Below are 15,868 nucleotides of genomic sequence, written 5' to 3'. Positions count from 1 at the left end.
GAGAGGGAAGAAGAAGCGAGGAGCCGGGAGAGAATACCAATGGACACGACAACGATGCTGCGCGCGTTCTGCGACGCGGTCGAGCAGCGCAACGGCAAGGCCTTCGCGAGCCTTTTCACCGAGGACGGCGTCTATCACGATGTGTTCTACGGTGCCTTCAAGGGCCACGGCAAAATCGCCGAGATGATCGACGACTGGTTCTACCGGACCGCGACCGATTTCCGCTGGGTGATGCATGATCCCGTGAGCGATGGCACGACGCTCTACGCGCGCTACACGTTCAGCTACCGCTCGACCTTGCCGGAAGCCAAGGGCGCGCGTGCGATGTTCGAGGGTGTCGCGATCATGCGGCTGCGCGACGGCAAGATCACGGAATACCACGAGGTCGCCAACACCGCGCCGGCTTTCGTCGATTTGAACTTCGCGCCGGAGCGCATCGCCAAGATTGTCGGCAAGCAGGGCGCGGAGCTGAAAGCGCGGCCGGAGATGCAGCGGCATCTGGCGTGAGGACTCTCCGTCGTCATTGCGAGGAACGAAGCGACGAAGCAATCCACGCCTCGGCAAGCCGAGACATGGATTGCTTCGCTTCGCTCGCAATGACGACGGTGAGAGCCTACGGCGGCGGCGGATTGGTCATCGGCTTGCGCTGGGCGAGCGCCGCCACCGTGGAGGTGCCGATCGGACCCTTTTCGTCATAGAGCCAGCATTCGCCGATCGCGATGCCGTCCGAAGCGTGATGGTTGACGACCTCGAAGCCGATCCAGTTGGTCACCGGCAAGCGATGCAGATAGATCGTGACGTCGCTGTTGATGTAGCCGAGCCCCTGGTCGCCGGCATTGGCGAAGGGGCTGGCGAAATCCGCGCCGGTCGCGACATGGACGAACGGCGTCATCTTCACGCCCGCGACGAGCTCGCGCACCTCGCTCATCCAGAGCCGTCGCTCGCCGAGCGAGCCCATGTGGCCGACGATCGGCCGCGTCTCCCATTTGCCGTTCATGCCGAGCCTCGGATCGGTCGGCTTCGGAATGTCTGATGGCGCCGGCACGTTCCAGTTTGGCGGCGACCACACGTTGCCGGGGGCATTTTCCGTCCGGCGCAACAATTGGCAGGAGGCGCGCGCCATGCTGGTGCCGCCGGAGACAAACTCGGCCTCGATCATCTTGATCCGCATGCCGTCGCGCACGAGCTTGGTCGTCACGTCGATCGGCGTCGTGATGTCGGGCAGCCGGAACATGTCGACCGTCAGCCGCGCCGGGACGAACTCGTCGGAGCCGTGGCGCTCCTCGATGACGAAGGCGAGCAGGCCGATCACGACGCGGCCGTGCAGGGATTCCGGACTCCACGGTCCGTTCGCAACGGATGTCGGCATGAAGCCGTCGCCGCGCCTGGTGAAGAAGGGCTGGTTTGTCATGGCGTGCGACCATGACGGGAATGGCGCGATGAAATCAAGAGGCGGTGGCCGCGCGCCACTCCTGCTGCACGGTGACGTCGGGCTCGCCGCCGGCGCGCGATGCCAGCGCCGCGAACGCGTCGCGGGCGATCAGTTGCGACAGCGCCCACACCGCGGCGCCGCGCACCAGCGGGCTCGCGTCGTCGAGCAAACGCCGCGCTTCGCCGACAAGGCTTGCGTCACCGGAGTTGCCGATCGCGATCAGCACATTGCGGATGAAGCGGTCGCGGCCGATGCGCTTGACCGGCGATTTCGTGAACAGCGCGCGGAATGCGGCATCATCGAGCCGTGCGAGATCGGCGAGCGCGGGCGCCCGCAACGTATCGCGCGCGGAGAGCTTCTGCTCGCGCCCGGCTTGCGCGAACTTGTTCCACGGACACACCGCGAGGCAATCGTCGCAGCCATAGATGCGGTTGCCGATATTCTTGCGGAATTCGTGCGGGATCGGACCCTTGTTCTCGATCGTCAGATACGAGATGCAGCGCCGCGCATCGAGCTTGTAGGGCGCGGGAAACGCCGCGGTCGGACAGATGTCCTGGCAGGCGCGGCAGCTGCCGCAATGATCGGCCTCGCCAACATCGCGAGGCAGCTCGGTCGCCGAATAGATCGCGCCGAGAAACAGCCACGAGCCGAATTCGCGCGACACGAGGTTGGTGTGCTTGCCCTGCCAGCCGATGCCGGCTGCCTGGGCGAGCGGCTTCTCCATGACGGCGGCGGTGTCGACGAACACCTTCACCTCATCGCCGGTGATCGTGGCGAGCCAGCGCGCCAGGATCTTCAGCCGCTTCTTGATCACGTCGTGATAGTCGTCGCCCTGCGCATAGACCGAGATCGCGCCATGCGATCGGCGCGCGAGGATGTCGAGCGGGTCGTCGTCGGGCCCGTAATTGACGCCGAGCATGATGATCGAGCGCACGCCGCCCCACAGCACGCGCGGATCGGTGCGCCGCTCCGGATTGGCCGCGAGCCAGTCCATGTCGCCATGGCCGCCGGAGCCGAGGAATTCGAGGAAATATTTTCCGGCCTCGCTGGTCGCATCAGGCGCGGTGAAGCCGACGGCGTCGAAGCCGAGCGCATGCGCCTCGCGCTGAAGCGCTGCCTTGAGATCGGAAGGGGAGAGCCTGACCGCCGGGTTCAGAAGTCGAGGTCCACATAGGTGCGCGACGCCGGCACCCCCGCCAGCCATTCGCTGAGCAGCGGGCGGAACGACGGGCGGGACTTCACCCGCGCGTACCACGACTTTGCCGCGTCGTCCTCGCTCCATGGCACGTCGCCCAGATAGTCGATCGCCGAGAGATGCGCCGCGGCGGCGAGATCCGCGTAGGTCAGGCGGTCGCCGGCGAGATAGTTCCGCGTCTTCGCCAGCCAGCCGATGTAGCTCAGATGATAGCGCACATTGACCTTGGCGGCGCGCATGATGTCGGGCGCCGGCGGGCCGCCGCCATTGTCCTCGCTCATGAAGCGCTTGTAGATCCGCTCGGTCACCAGCGGGTTGGAGGCTTCCTCGAAGAATTTCTCGTTGAACCACGCCATCAGCCGGCGCACCTCGACGCGCTCGGCCGTCGACGTCGGCAACAACCGCCGATCGCCGGCATCGAGGCCGTGCGTCTCGTCGACATATTCGGCGATCACAGGCGCACCCGGAATCGGCGGAAAGCTCTCGGCGATCAGTACCGGCGTGGTGGCTGCCGGATTGAGCGCCAGGAACGCCTCGCGCCGTTCCCACACCCGTTCCTCCACAAGACGCAAATCGAGCCCATACTCGCCGAGCACGAGGCGAATGAAGCGCGAATGCGGACAGAACGGATGGTGATACAGCGTGTACATGAAGCCCTTGGTAGTTTCGCGGCGCTTAAGAAATCATCAACCTGTGCGGCCTGGACCTGTGCTTTGGCCAGACCAGTTCCGGTCGTCTCTATGTCGCGTCAGCACGCAAACCGGTAGCCATCCCCGCAGATGGTGCGGGTCACAAAAACGCTATAGCCCAGCAAATCGGCCGGGTAACCCATTGTTTGACGATTTTTTGCGATTGCGGCCAATGTGCGAATAAGCGAGAAGAATCCCGTTTTCCACACAGGGCAGGCCACAACATGATGACGGATATGCTGCGGGCGGTGATTCTCGGCATCATCGAGGGCGTCACGGAGTTCCTGCCGGTCTCCTCGACAGGCCACCTGCTGCTTGCGGAGCGCTTCTTCAATCTGGGCGAAGGCAATTTCTGGAAGAGCTTTGCGATCCTGATCCAGCTCGGAGCGATCCTCGCGATCCTTGCGCTCTACTTCGTCAAATTGTGGCGCGTGGCGCTCGGAATGTTCACCAATCCCGACGACCGCCGCTTCGTGATCGGCGTGCTGGTGGCGTTCCTGCCCGCGGTCGTGATCGGCCTGATCGCCGGCAAATACATCAAGGAGTTCCTGTTCAATCCGTGGGTGGTCTGCTTCACGCTGATCGTCGGCGGCGCCGTGCTGCTGTGGGTCGATCAGCTCGATCTCAAAGTGTACGAGGACGATGCGACCCGCTTCCCGCTGCTGATGTATTTCTGGATCGGCGTCGCGCAGTGCCTGGCGATGATTCCCGGCGTGTCGCGCTCGGGCGCCAGCATCGTGGCGGCGATGCTGCTCGGCGCCGACAAGCGCTCGGCGGCGGAGTTCTCGTTCTTCCTCGCGATCCCGACCATGGTCGGCGCGTTCGCCTATGATTTCTACAAGAACCGCGCCGACTTCACCTCCGACAATCTCAGCGTCATCGCGGTCGGCTTCGTGGTGTCGTTCATCACGGCGATGATCGTGGTGCGGGCGTTCCTCAACTTCGTCACCCGCCGCGGCTTCACCTTCTTCGCCTGGTGGCGCGTGATCGTCGGCACGCTCGGCCTGATCGCGCTGGCGATGGGACGGTAAGGCACATCCCGTCGTCCCGGCCTACGCCGGGACGACAGGTGGAGAGAGCTGCCTACGCGCTCTTCTTCTGGAACTGACCCGTCGCGCGGAAGCGCCAGAGATATTGCGGGGCGATCGCTTCCATCGAATCCGGCGAGATGCCGAGGCCTGCGAAGGTCAGGCCGGCGGCCTTGGCGGCGTCGGACACCACATTGTCCGAACGCAGCATCTCGACCTGGTCCGGCGTCAGCGTGAACGGCCCCGGCGCGAACTGCAGGAAGTACGACTGGAACTTGGCGAGGCCGAACGGTAGCGGTGCCAGCATGCGATCGCGCTGGGTGATCTTGAGGATGATCTGCATCACCTCGCGCATGGTCAGCACTTCCGGCCCGCCGAGCTCGTAAGCTGCGCCCTGCTTCGCCTTGCCGTCCACGGCATGGACCACGGCGTCCGCGACGTCGCCGACATAGGCCGGCTGCACCGTGTTGACCCCGCCGCCGACCAGCGGCAGCACCGGTGACATCCGTGCCAGCGCCGCAAAGCGGTTGGTGAACTGATCCTCGGGCCCGAACAGCAGCGACGGCCGCATGATGGTGGCCGACGGCAGGGCCGCCAGCACCGCTGCCTCGCCGCCCGCCTTGGCCCGGAAATAGCTCGAGGGCGAATCCGCGTCGGCCCCGATCGCCGAGACATGGACCATCCGCCCGCCGGCCGCGGCCGCCGCCTTGGCGATGGCCTCGGCGCCCTTCACCTGCACGGCATCGAAGCTCTGCCCACCGCCCTCGGCCAGGATGCCGACCAGGTTGATGGCGATATGCGAATCACGCATCGCCGCCTCGACCGAGGCCGGGTAGCGCACATTGGCCTGGACGGCATGGATCTGCCCGACCCGGCCGAGCGGCTGCAGATGGCCGGCCAGCTCGGGCCGCCGCACCGCGACTCGGACGCGGTAATCGCGCTTGCAGAGCGCCCGGACCACGTTCCGCCCCAGAAAACCCGATCCGCCGAAGACCGTGACCAGCGTGTCCAGGTTCGATGCCATGGGGTGATTCCTGTGGGATTCGAGAGCGATTGACGTAGGTTAACCGTCTGGCGATACGCCATCGGCCTTATCCTGTACAGGGTATTTGAATTTCCAATCGCGAATTTGACAAGCGCGCAACCGATCCTTACTAAGCCGCTCCACATGCCCAGGTGGCGGAATTGGTAGACGCGCTGGCTTCAGGTGCCAGTGGCTTAACGGCCGTGAAGGTTCGAGTCCTTTCCTGGGCACCACCCCCTTTTTAAGCGATTGAAATCGCTCAGTATCCGGAGGGCGGGTGCGGCGAAGCCGTCACCCAGCGAGGGTAGAGGCGAGACAGCGATTATACCGTTGGCCCTCATTTCTCGTCGTTAGACGCGACGGACGTAATCTCGTTCGATCCAAATCGAGTGCATGTAGCTGGACTCCTCGACCACCTCGCCGACTTCGAGTTCGACCAGATCTCCCTTGAGATCGACGATCGGAAAATGGCGGCCGAGACATCTCGTGAGGAGTGTCCGCGTTCCCATGTCTTCCGGTAGCGTATCTGGAATCGCCACGACTTCGACTCTGTCCCCGATCTTCATTCCACCACCTCAGGACGGGCTTGACGAGCTTGGCAGGCATCCTGCTCAGCTGGCGCTCGCGATCGTTCTCCCGTGTGGCCGCCGCTCCAGTGCGCCGCAAATTTGGGGTTCTCCAGGGGGCGTCGCGCGAAGGCTTCGCGCTTCGCCTTAGATCGCCCATCCGTCGGCGGGATAGGCGATTGTCTCCGCGGGCATGATCGCCGCACCGAGCCCGTTGCAGAATCGGCTGGAATAAAAGGCGAGCGGGGAACCGTCTCGCTGCCGGCACCAGCGGACCTCGCCAATGAACAGCGTGTGGTCGGCGACGTCAATTGATCGGACCACGTCGCAAGCGAACTGGGCGATCGCCTGCGACAGGACGGGAAACTCTTCCCGTTTGACCAGCGATGGCGAGCCTTCGGCCCGCGGTCTGCCGGAGAAGTGCGCGCAGAGTGCGAGATCTTCCGCGTGAAGGACATTCACGGCGTAACGCTTCGAATCCATGATCGTCTGCCAGGTCCGCCCTCGCATCACCGAGACCAGCACGGTCGGCGGCTTGGTGGAGACGGTTGTGAAGCTGTTGGCCGTCATGCCGACCGGAGTGCCGTCGCGATCGATGCTCGCCACGACTGTCACGCCTGTGGGGAATCGCGCAGCGGCCGCCCGGAAGCTCGCCGGATCGGGATGCGGGTTCATCGATAGCGCTCCATGGCGAAACGGCAAGAGGTCGCGCCTCTCGGCGTGTGGTTCGAGAGATGGTTTGTCGGCACGCAGCCGCTGCCTGGTGCAAGTGGACCGTACGGCCGGCTCGCGATCATTGTTGCGTCAGGCGGCGAGCGGCGCGCGCCTGTCGATCCAGGCGTGGATGCGCCTGTCGGTCGCGACACGATCCCACTGACGCTCCGGGTAGTTGAAATTATCGGTGAACTCGTCGCAGAGTTCCCGGTCCTGCGCCATGGTGAGGATCAGCCGACCCATCGCCTCGGACGGCGGCCGCAGCATCAGATTCGTCCAGCGCGCAGCCGCGAACACGCGATTTTCGCGTGCGCGATCCACCTCCTCAACGAAGCGTGCGTCGAAGGCCACCGTTTCCACGATCGCCTTGCCGAGTTCGAAGGCGGCGTAGGAGGCGATGTTGGCGCCTTGGCCCATCAGCGGGTCGACCACTGAATGTACATCGCCCAGCGCGACCGCGAATTTCTCGCCATCGAAGGCGACCGACGATTGCCGCACGGTCGGCACCACCGCGCCTTGCAGCAGGTCGAGCGGCTGGGCAAGCCCGAAGCGATGGGTGTCGATCCGGTTGTAGGTGTGCGGATGATGCTTTTCCAGCTTGTCGAGAATTGTCTGGCGGAAGGCTGCAGGGTCCGCGTCGTAGCTCAGCGAGACCAGATCGGCCATGTCGCCGCCGGGAATGTTCTCCATCAGGAGCGCTGTCTTCATGCCGTTGAATGACAGCGTCGGAATGACGATCATCTCGCCATGTCCGGGCGACACCGAGAGCGTGACACCGCGCGGGTCGTCACCGTCCGGGCTGCCGTGATCGACGCCGTCATAGAGGCCCACGCAGAGCAGGCGCTGTGGCTGGCTGTAGGGGGACAACTCCGGCCGATGGGCGAACATTCGCCCGAGCGCACCTTTGCCGGTCGACACGACGAGAAGGTCAAAGCGTGAAACCAGAACCGGGATGTCGTCGTCCTGGATGCTGGCATATTCGATGCTACCGCCGCGATCCTCGAAATCCTTCATCAGCGCGGGCAGGTACATGCGGTAATCCACTGCCCGGCTCGGCTTCTTGAACGCGCCGCGAAACAGCAGCCCGTTGCCTGGGAAATTAAAGAAATGGTCGTGGTGGTGGTAGATCGTGGCGGCGTCATCCCAATGGTTCACGCCTAGCTCGTTCTCACGCGCGATCGTGACGCTGTGATGGGCGACCGTGTTCATCAGCCGTGCCGAGGCGTACTGCTCCGGAGTGCGGTCGGTCAGCACCGTCGCCTGGATCCCATGCTGTTGCAGATAAAGAGCCAGATGCAGGCCCCCGATTCCGGCGCCGACGATCCCGATCGATTTGTTCATTGTTGATCCTCCCTGGTTACCGAGAGGCTAGACCGGATCGACTGTGTCCATGTAGGGAATGATAAGAATATTACAAATTCCTGGGAGGAATGCATGGATCGGATCGATGCGCTGCAAACCTTCATTCGCGTGATGGAGGCCGGCAGCTTCAGCCAGGCCGCGAGCGATCTGGGCCTCGGACAGCCGGCCATCAGCAAGCGCGTGGCGCTGTTGGAGGCGGAGTTCGGCTGCCGGCTGTTTGTCCGCACCACGCGCAAGGTTCGTCCGACGCCGGAAGCCGATCGCGTGCTCAAGCTCGCCAAGGATATCGTCGCGCTGTTGGAAAGTGCCAGCACGCCGGCGCAGAGCCGGGTTCGCAGTCCGTCGGGGACCTTGCGGATCACTGTGCCGACCTCGTTCGGTCGCTATTTTTTCCGCGGCATTTTCGCAGAGTATCTTCGCCGCTATCCCGACGTGCGGCTCGATGCGAGCTTCACCGAGCAGTTCGTAGACCTGGTGGAGACCGGGACGGAGCTGGCAATTCGGATCGGAATGCTTAACTCCAGCTCGCTGGTGGCGCGGCGCGTCGGCACCATCAAGCGCCTCCTGGTGGCGGCCCCTTCACTGCTCGCACGGCATCAAGCCCCGCTCCTCCCCGACCATCTGCGCCGCATGCCGAGCGTAACGTATTCACGCTTGTCGCCGCGGAATCAGTGGACGTTCGAAGCCGAGACCGGCCGCCATGTGGTCGAGATCGCGCCGTCGATGACCTGCGACGACGCCGACGTGATGACGCTCGCGACGGTTGAGGGGCTCGGCGTCGCGGTGCTGCCAAGCTGGTGCGCCGTCGAACACATCGCCGCAGGCCGGCTTGTTCATCTGCTGCCGGATTATGCGGTACCATCGCTGCCGATGCATCTCGTCTATCCTGACCCGCATTGGATGTCGCACCGCGCGAGACTATTCCGCGATCTGATCATTGAGCGTGCCGACATGTTTGCGATTGGCTGAACACGTCGGCCGATGCTGGGAATTTGAGAACGCTGACGATCGCCGCCGCAGCCCTGCCGTCACACGATCCGCCGGCCCGCGCGTAGCGCGAAGCGACAGTTTCATGACCAACGAATAAACGATGGAGGTAATCCGAGTTCTCTCGTCCTGCGGCATTTTGCCAATTTTGTCCCGACATCGAATTACGCTCAGATCGGGCGCCGACTGGACGGCCCCAGCCGCGCTCCGACGATGCACCACGACAGAGCTTGGCGATGATCGCGATCGAAAGCCGGACGGCGCGAGCTCAATCAGCGCGCATCGCCGCCGTCGACGTCGTCCACGATCTCGACGCCGCCGAGATGATCTGGCGGAGTCTTGAGAACTCGAGCCATTCCATCACGCCCTTTCAGCGGTTCGACTTCCTCGCCCCGTGGCAGCGTGAGGTCGGTGAGCGCGCGGGCCTGTCGCCTTTCATCGTCATCGCGCGTGACGGCGATGGCCAACCACGGGGCTTGCTGCCGCTTGCTCTGCAAACGGCTCTCGGCGTGCGCCGCGCGAGCTTCATGGGCGGCGAGCACGCAACCTTCAATATGGGCCTGTGGGAGCGTGGGTTCGCCTTGGGTGCCACGAAGGCCGATCTCCACGCATTCATGGCGATGCTCGCCAAGCGTGACAAAGTCGACGTGCTGGCGTTGCGCCAGCAGCCGGCGCAGTGGCGCGGCGTGCAAAACCCGCTGGCGCTGCTGCCTCATGAGCCCCTGGTCTTGAACTGCCCGATGCGCACAATCGAGCCGGGCGCAACGGCCGCGAACCTGATCGGCAATCCCTCCCGCCGCATGAAGCTCAAGCAGCGCAAACTGCTGGAGCTGACCGGCTACCGCTATCACGTTGCCTCCACTGATGCCGACATCGCCCGCCTGCTCGACTGGTTTTTCCGCGTGAAGTCGGAGCGGTTGGCCGAGCGGAAGGTGTCCAATGTGTTCGCCGAACGCGCCGTGGAGAAATTCATCCGCGCCGCCTGCACGACAAGGCTGTCCCACGGCGACCGTGTCATCGAAATCCATGCGCTCGAATGCGACGAGGAAGTGATCGCGATCTTCGCCTTGGCTGCCGATGGCCACCGTTTCTCGACCATGTTCAACACCTACACTTTGTCAGACAACGCGAAATTCAGTCCCGGCCTGCTCTTGATGCAGGAAATCATCCATCATTTTGCCGGCCAGCACTATCGCGCCTTCGACTTCGGCCTCGGCTCGCATGACTACAAGCGGCTATTCTGCAAGGACGACGAGCCATTGTTCGACAGTTTCATTCCGCTCACCAGGCTCGGCCGACAGGCCGCCGGAGTGATGTCCGCGGTGGACCGCACCAAGCGGTTGGTGGAACACCATCCGAAGCTCCGCGGTGTTGCGCAGCGCCTTCGCAAGGCCTTGCTTGACAAAGCATTCTGCGCAATTCCTCTCGTTTCCTGGCTTCAAATGTAGCTGCCGAAGCCCGCGTAGCCGGAACGAGCGGCCCCTGCCGTCACACGATCCGCCTGCCCGCGCGTCGCGCGATCGGCCGCTGCACGAAATACATCGCGATCATCGAAATAATGGTCGTTGCGACGACGATGTAGCCCAGCCGGTCGAAATGCAGCAGCGAACCGTCGGGATTTTCCGCGATGATCGCCGCCGCAAAGACCGAGCCCAGCCCGCCCGACAGCTGCTGCACCGAGGCCGAGATCGCGCTGAACGATCCGCGCTGGCTGGCGTCGGGAATCGCCGACATCAGCGCCTGGGACGGGATCATGCGCGAGAAGATGCCGATAAACATCAGCACATTGACCAGGATCGCGGTCAGCAGCGAGACGTGGCCAAGGTTGGTGTAGATCAGCACCATGATGACGGACACCACGCAGCCGAACACGAAGGTCGGATATTTGCCGAACGCATCGCTGGCGCGGCCGACCAGCGGCCCGATGATGATGCTGAACAGGCCCGAGACGAGATAGATCGTCGGCAGGTGCACGATGTCGATGCCGAGATTGTGCACGGTGAAGGCGCTGCCGAACGGCATCAGCATGAAGCCGCCGGTCGCGAGCAGCGTGGTCACCAGGAAGGCCAGCGTGTAGCGCGGCTGCCCCACGGTTGCGATCAGATGGCGGAACGGATTGCTGTCGTGCTGCAATTTGAGATGGGCATCGACCGGCTGCATCGCGATCGCAATCGCCGCGATCGCGACAATCGACAGGCCGACGATGGCCACGAAGCAGATGTGCCAGTTCCAGTGATTGGCCAGGAACAGGCCGGCCGGGACGCCGAGCACCTGGCTCGCGGCGAACGCCGTCTGCAGGATGCCCATGGCGCGGCCGCGCTGTTGCAGCGGGAACAGGTCGGTGACGATGGCAAGCACGACGGAGCCGATCACCCCGCCGAAGACGCCGGTGACGATGCGGCCGAGTAGCAGCACGTGAAAATTCTGCGCCAGCGCGCAGAGCACGGTGCCGAGCATGAAGCCGACATAGAAGAATAGCAGCAGCCGTTTGCGGTCGAAGCGATCGGCAAAGCCGGCGGCGAGGACGCCGGAAATCCCGGCCGCGAACGCGTAGGCCGAGACCGCGACGCCGAATTGCCCGGCCGTGATGTTCAGCGACGGCATCAGGATGGCGCCGAGCGGCGACATGATGATGAAGTCGAGGATCAGCGTGAATTGCGTGAAGGCAAGCAGCGCGATCAGGAACGATTGGTAGCGCGAGAAGCCGCGCTCCTGCTGGTCGTCGATCGGCGCGGCGATGGTCTGGTCCGACATGAGGCTCATTTCATTGGGAAGGCGGTTCGGGCTGGCAACAGATAGGGGCGGCGCGGCCCGATTTCATGGGGTGCGCGGGCAACAGTTCCCTCGAAATTGAACGCGTCACGGCAACGACTTGGCCCCGACTTGGCCGTGCGCCCACGTCGACCTTGGCGAGAAAATGGGGACAGCGGCGCACCCGAGACGCCATGGCGATTTGTTTCCGGTTGTGTCGGCCGATAACTGCAACGGGTGAATGCTGTACTTCACAACCTTGAAAGCGTACGCACGTCAAGGGTGTGAATCGTGCGGATGCATCTCATGGTTCCGTCTGTGGCGACCGCGCAACAGGTCGCTCGAAATCGTTTCAAGCTTGAACGGAGCGATCGGCGGAGCTGAGAGCGGGGCGGGGGTAGCAGGTGGCGCGAGGCCGGCGGCTCGGTTTCGCGCCGACGTTGGAGTAAGTGCATGGTTTCCTCGCGGCTCGCGGCGATCCTGTCGTGCACGGCTTTAAGTGGCGGTTGCCTGTCGTCCGCTTCGCCGGCTTTTGCCGCCTGCGACAGTCTCGCGCCAGCAAGCGGGCAGACGGTAACCTGCTCGACCGCAGCGCCGAATCCCTCGCCGACTGGCGTGCAGGCCGCTGCCGGCAGCTCGAACGTCACCGTGAACGTGCTGCAGGGCGCCGGCATCACGCCCGGCGCCGGAGCGGCCGCGATCGGGCTTGTCTCCGGCAGCGCCGCTACCAATAACGGCACGCTGACCGTCAGCGGCGGTGGCACCGGCATGTTCGGCAGCGGCGACGGCAACGTCTTCACCAACGGCGCGTCGGGCGTGATCACGACCTCGGGCGCCGGCAGCAATGCGATCGCCGCCAGCAGCAACGGCAACACGCTGATCAATAACGGTGCGATCACGACGCAGAACGGCACCTCGCGTGGCCTTGCCATCACCGGTCTCACGCAGCACAACAACAACACGCTGATCAATACCGGGACGATCACCACCCAGGGCCCGCAATCGCACGGCCTTTATGTGCAGACCGGCGACAGCAACACCTTCACCAATAGCGGCACCATCACCACGGCCGGCGCAGGCGCCCGTGCGATCTTCTCCGCCGGCCAGTTTGCGACCATCACCAATACCGGCACGCTGCTGACGACCGGCGGCGACGCGGGCGGCACCGCCAACAACACCGTGTTCATGCAGGGCAATGCCGGCGTGTTGCGCAACAGCGGCTCGATCGAGGCGCGCGGCGTCAATGCCGACGGCGTGTTCTCCAACACCGCGGGATCGTCGTTCACCGCCCGCATCGAGAACCTCGCCGGCGGCAAGATCATCAGCCAGGCGGGACCCGCGATCCGCACGCTCAACGGCGCCACCACCATCGTCAATGCCGGCCTGATCGCCGGCAACAGCGGTACGGCGCTCGCGGGCGGCGGCGGTGCGGTGAATTTGATCCTGCAAACCGGATCGCAGATCGTCGGGCTTGCCGATGGCGGCGGTGGCAACAACCAGGTGCGGCTGCAAGGCAGCGGCACGGTAGATAATGCGTTCGCGCGATTCCAGACGTTGACGATGGAGGGCAATGACTGGACCTGGGCCGGCACCGGCACCTTCGCCAACTCCTTCGTCAACAGCGGCTCGCTGACGCTGCAGACGTCGCTGACCGGCAATGTGTCGATCGCGGCCGGCACCAGCCTGCTGGCGGGCAACGGCGCCAATCCGTCGATCACGCCGTTTCCGGGCGGCCCGCCGATCACCGTCACCAATGCCGGCGTCATCAACCTGACCAATGGCGGCGCTACCGCGGCGAACAGCCTGACCATTGCCGGCAACTATGTCGGCAATGGCGGCGGGCTCTATCTGCGCACCGTGCTCGGCGGCGATGGCTCGCCGTCGGATCGGCTCGTCATCTCCGGCGGCAATGCGTCGGGCTCGACCGCGGTGACCGTCACCAATGCCGGCGGCGCGGGCGCATTGACCACCGCCGACGGCATCATGGTGGTGCAGGCCGTCAACGGCGGCACCACAGCTGCGGGCGCATTCGGCCTCTCCAACGCCGTCGTCGCGGGCGCGCACGAATATCTCTTGTTCCGCGGCGGCGTCTCCGCCGGCAGCGCCGACAACTGGTATCTTCGCTCGACATTGTTGCCCGGCACGGCCTCGCCTGCGCCCCCGGCTGCGCCTGCACCGGCGCCGCCCTCATCGCCCAACGTGGTGCCGCCGCCTCCGGGGCTGCCTGCGGAGGATCTGTCGTCGCTGACGCCGCCGCCGGCGGGCGCCGCGCCGGTCCAGCTCTACCGTGAGGAGGTGTCGGTCTATTCGGCGCTGCCGCAGGTGGCGCAAAAGCTCGGGCTGGCGACGCTCGGCACCTTCCATCAGCGCCAGGGCGATCAGGCCTTGCTGACCAGCGACGGCGAACAGCCGGCGGCGTGGGCACGTGCCTATGGCTCGCACAGCTCGCAGAGCTGGGCCGGCACGGTCAGCCCCGCCTTCGACGGCACCATGGCCGGCGTGCAGGTCGGCGTCGACATCCTGCGCTTCCAGTCCGCGCCCGAGCATCATGATCGCGCCGGCTTCTTCTATGCGTATGGCTGGGCCAGCGGCAACATCAGCGGCTTCGCGCTCGGCCTGAACGACGTCCGCACCGGCACGCTCTCGATCGACAGCCAGAACATCGGCGGCTACTGGACCCATGTCGGCCCGTCGGGCTGGTATGTCGACGCCGTGCTGATGGGCAGTTTCTACGGCGCAAGCCCGCAGTCGGATCGTCAGGTCGGCGCACGGGTGTCGGGCACCGGCGTCGCTGCATCGCTGGAAGCCGGCGCGCCGATCCCGCTGAACAGTTTTCTCGCGATCGAGCCGCAGGTGCAGCTGATATGGCAGCGCCAGTCGTTCGACAGCTTCAACGACATGTTTTCGAGCGTCGCGCTCGGCAGTGCCGATACGTTGACCGGGCGGCTCGGCGTGCGCATTCCCTCAACCTTCGTCGTCGGCACGACCGAACTGCGTCCGTATCTCGAGGCCAATCTCTGGCACACGGCCGCGAATGACCGCAGCATCGCCTTCGCGACGACGGACCTGATCGGCGTGCAAAGCCGCGGCACCGCCGTCGAGATCGGTGCCGGTGTCTCCGCGCAGCTCAATCGCACGATCAGCGCCTATGCGAGCGCCGGCTACACGACCTCGGTGGACAGCCTCCATCGCGAGGACATCACCGGCCGCTTCGGCCTCCGCGTCAGCTGGCAATGATGGCGCGCCCTCGTGGGGGGCGCGCGGCGGGGACAGCAACCCATTGTCTCCGCTGCACAATGGCGGTACACCCTAAACTATCTGTGCCGGAACAATTAAGGATTTCCGCTGTTCGTGTCCGGCCCTGACGGGCCCCGATACCAATGCGCGATCCGAAGACCGGCGCATGCTCGCCTGTCGGCGGATTGGACGGTAGTTTATTCCGACAGCGATTCGACGAGGTTTTTGACAGCATGACCATCCGCCTGCATCGCGGCGACCTGCCCGATCTGTCCCACTACACCGATTCGGTGGCGATCGACACCGAGACCATGGGGCTGCATCCGCACCGTGACCGGCTCTGCGTGGTGCAGATGTCGAACGGCGACGGCACCGCCGACGTGATCCAGATTCCGAAGGGCCACACCGATTCGCCGAACCTGAAGGCGCTGCTCGCCAATCCCAAGATCACCAAGATCTTCCATTTCGCACGGTTCGACGTCGCGGTGCTCTACAACACGTTCGGCGTGATGCCGACGCCGGTCTATTGCACCAAGATCGCCTCGCGCCTGTCGCGCACCTACACCGATCGCCACGGCCTGAAGGATCTGGTGCGCGAGGTGCTGAACGTCGAATTGTCTAAGCAGCAGCAGTCGAGCGACTGGGGCGCGCAAAGCCTCAGCGAGGCCCAGCTCGCCTACGCCGCCTCCGATGTGCTGCATCTGCATGCGCTGCGCGAAAAGTTGAATGTCATGCTCGCGCGCGAGGGCCGGACCGATCTCGCCCAGGCCTGCTTCGATTTCCTTCCCGCCCGTGCCAGGCTCGATCTCGACGGCTGGGAGGCCGAGGACATTTTCGCCCATTCATGATGAGCGCCGAATTCGTCGCGGCCGGGGCAGTTCCG

The 15,868-nt window shown here is 64.5% G+C and carries 14 protein-coding genes and 1 tRNA gene; 7 read left to right on the top strand and 8 right to left on the bottom strand.

What is annotated here, in order from left to right; translation table 11 throughout:
- Window positions 1–39: 39 nt before the first annotated feature.
- On the top strand, window positions 40–507 hold the full coding sequence (locus tag QA635_RS00680) for a nuclear transport factor 2 family protein (protein WP_225161497.1): 468 nt from the start codon (window positions 40–42) through the stop codon (window positions 505–507).
- Between the two features lie 106 nt (window positions 508–613).
- On the opposite strand, the gene QA635_RS00675 is transcribed toward QA635_RS00680, so the two are convergent.
- The 3 genes from QA635_RS00675 to QA635_RS00665 are packed head-to-tail and all read right to left on the bottom strand — an operon-like array spanning window position 614 to window position 3,277.
- Window positions 614–1,411, bottom strand: coding sequence for an acyl-CoA thioesterase domain-containing protein (locus QA635_RS00675; RefSeq protein WP_283066184.1), 798 nt, complete (start codon window positions 1,409–1,411; stop codon window positions 614–616).
- A gap of 34 nt (window positions 1,412–1,445) precedes the next feature.
- Window positions 1,446–2,636: a tRNA epoxyqueuosine(34) reductase QueG gene (gene queG / locus QA635_RS00670; RefSeq protein ID WP_283066183.1), complete on the bottom strand. Its 1,191-nt coding sequence runs from the start codon at window positions 2,634–2,636 to the stop codon at window positions 1,446–1,448.
- A complete protein-coding gene (locus tag QA635_RS00665; RefSeq protein ID WP_057020382.1) occupies window positions 2,585–3,277 on the bottom strand; it encodes a glutathione S-transferase family protein in 693 nt (230 codons plus the stop codon). The genes queG and QA635_RS00665 overlap by 52 nt, the downstream gene beginning before the upstream one ends.
- 263 nt (window positions 3,278–3,540) lie before the next feature.
- Here QA635_RS00665 and QA635_RS00660 point away from each other — a divergent pair, with 263 nt between their 5' ends.
- On the top strand, window positions 3,541–4,347 hold the full coding sequence (locus QA635_RS00660; protein WP_028341730.1) for an undecaprenyl-diphosphate phosphatase: 807 nt from the start codon (window positions 3,541–3,543) through the stop codon (window positions 4,345–4,347).
- Window positions 4,348–4,399: 52 nt separating this feature from the next.
- On the opposite strand, the gene QA635_RS00655 is transcribed toward QA635_RS00660, so the two are convergent.
- Window positions 4,400–5,368, bottom strand: coding sequence for a complex I NDUFA9 subunit family protein (locus QA635_RS00655; protein ID WP_283066180.1), 969 nt, complete (start codon window positions 5,366–5,368; stop codon window positions 4,400–4,402).
- A 146-nt stretch (window positions 5,369–5,514) separates the two neighbouring features.
- Here QA635_RS00655 and QA635_RS00650 point away from each other — a divergent pair.
- A tRNA-Leu gene (locus QA635_RS00650) sits at window positions 5,515–5,601 on the top strand.
- A 117-nt stretch (window positions 5,602–5,718) separates the two neighbouring features.
- Here QA635_RS00650 and QA635_RS00645 read toward each other — a convergent pair.
- From QA635_RS00645 to styA, 3 genes are all read right to left on the bottom strand, one after another.
- Window positions 5,719–5,934 (bottom strand): hypothetical protein, encoded by a 216-nt coding sequence (locus QA635_RS00645; protein WP_283066178.1) that lies wholly within the window; start codon window positions 5,932–5,934, stop codon window positions 5,719–5,721.
- Between the two features lie 147 nt (window positions 5,935–6,081).
- Entirely contained in the window at window positions 6,082–6,609 is a 528-nt protein-coding gene (locus tag QA635_RS00640; protein ID WP_283066176.1) for a flavin reductase family protein, read from the bottom strand.
- 129 nt (window positions 6,610–6,738) lie between these two features.
- Window positions 6,739–7,989 carry a styrene monooxygenase subunit StyA gene (styA, locus tag QA635_RS00635; protein WP_283066174.1) on the bottom strand — a complete coding sequence of 417 codons (1,251 nt, stop codon included), beginning with the start codon at window positions 7,987–7,989 and terminating at the stop codon, window positions 6,739–6,741.
- Between the two features lie 93 nt (window positions 7,990–8,082).
- Between styA and QA635_RS00630 the strand changes: the two genes are divergently transcribed.
- Complete coding sequence (locus QA635_RS00630; protein ID WP_069279043.1) at window positions 8,083–8,979, top strand: LysR family transcriptional regulator; 897 nt, start codon at window positions 8,083–8,085, stop codon at window positions 8,977–8,979.
- Between the two features lie 254 nt (window positions 8,980–9,233).
- Window positions 9,234–10,445, top strand: a complete 1,212-nt coding sequence (locus QA635_RS00625; RefSeq protein ID WP_283066171.1) for a GNAT family N-acetyltransferase — start codon at window positions 9,234–9,236, stop codon at window positions 10,443–10,445.
- Window positions 10,446–10,485: 40 nt separating this feature from the next.
- Here the strand turns inward: QA635_RS00625 and QA635_RS00620 are convergent, their stop codons facing one another.
- On the bottom strand, window positions 10,486–11,751 hold the full coding sequence (locus QA635_RS00620; protein ID WP_283066169.1) for an MFS transporter: 1,266 nt from the start codon (window positions 11,749–11,751) through the stop codon (window positions 10,486–10,488).
- Between the two features lie 450 nt (window positions 11,752–12,201).
- On the opposite strand from QA635_RS00620, the gene QA635_RS00615 reads away from it, so the two are divergent.
- Together QA635_RS00615 and QA635_RS00610 are read left to right on the top strand one after the other, a co-directional pair.
- Window positions 12,202–14,985 (top strand): autotransporter family protein, encoded by a 2,784-nt coding sequence (locus QA635_RS00615; RefSeq protein ID WP_283066167.1) that lies wholly within the window; start codon window positions 12,202–12,204, stop codon window positions 14,983–14,985.
- Between the two features lie 233 nt (window positions 14,986–15,218).
- Window positions 15,219–15,833 carry a ribonuclease H-like domain-containing protein gene (locus QA635_RS00610; RefSeq protein ID WP_283066166.1) on the top strand — a complete coding sequence of 205 codons (615 nt, stop codon included), beginning with the start codon at window positions 15,219–15,221 and terminating at the stop codon, window positions 15,831–15,833.
- The last annotated feature ends 35 nt before the right edge of the window (window positions 15,834–15,868 follow it).

The sequence above is a fragment of the Bradyrhizobium brasilense genome (assembly GCF_029714345.1).
In the GTDB taxonomy this organism is placed as follows: Bacteria; Pseudomonadota; Alphaproteobacteria; order Rhizobiales; family Xanthobacteraceae; genus Bradyrhizobium; species Bradyrhizobium australafricanum.
This window is presented reverse-complemented; position numbering and strand designations above follow the sequence as displayed.